Below are 487 nucleotides of genomic sequence, written 5' to 3' on the forward strand. Positions count from 1 at the left end.
GACCGGAAACCAGTCGTGCAGGGAACGCGGGTAGGCTAGGGCGGAGACCGCGCAGGCCCCCGGACCGTCAACAAGAATAGGACCCCTCAAACGCAACGTGCGCTCGGGTCCCAGAACCCGCCGACTGTATGCTCGACGGTTTTCATGGAATCAATCGACTGTAAGGTTGGGATAATACGCGGTATGTCTCTGTCCGTCCCTTGACTGGCCTGGGTTGCTGGAATCCGAAAACCACCCACGGATGTGAAAGGGCCGGTCCGACTGAAAAGTCGGGCCGGCCCTTTTGGCTTATCCCTGCCCATGTCTTCATTGCTGCCGGGCACCTGAGTTCCTGCGCCGCCGGACCACGGCGACGATGATGAGCACGACGCCGACGATCAGCACGATGGGCCCGATGGTGCCCCAGACCGGGGAGCCGCTCATCGCGGAACCGGCCAGGACGTTGAGGCCCTGCAGCGTCCAGATCAGTCCGATGGCGACCAGGATG

Annotated in this window: 1 protein-coding gene; it reads right to left on the reverse strand. The window is 62.6% G+C overall.

The features are described from left to right. Positions 1-306: 306 nt before the first annotated feature. A partial coding sequence (locus SB773_RS30020) for a hypothetical protein (RefSeq protein ID WP_410593838.1) occupies positions 307-487 on the reverse strand: 181 nt, incomplete at its 5' end.

The sequence above is a fragment of the Bacillus sp. SIMBA_074 genome (assembly GCF_046534555.1).
Classification (GTDB): Bacteria; Bacillota; Bacilli; order Bacillales; family Bacillaceae_G; genus Bacillus_A; species Bacillus_A mycoides.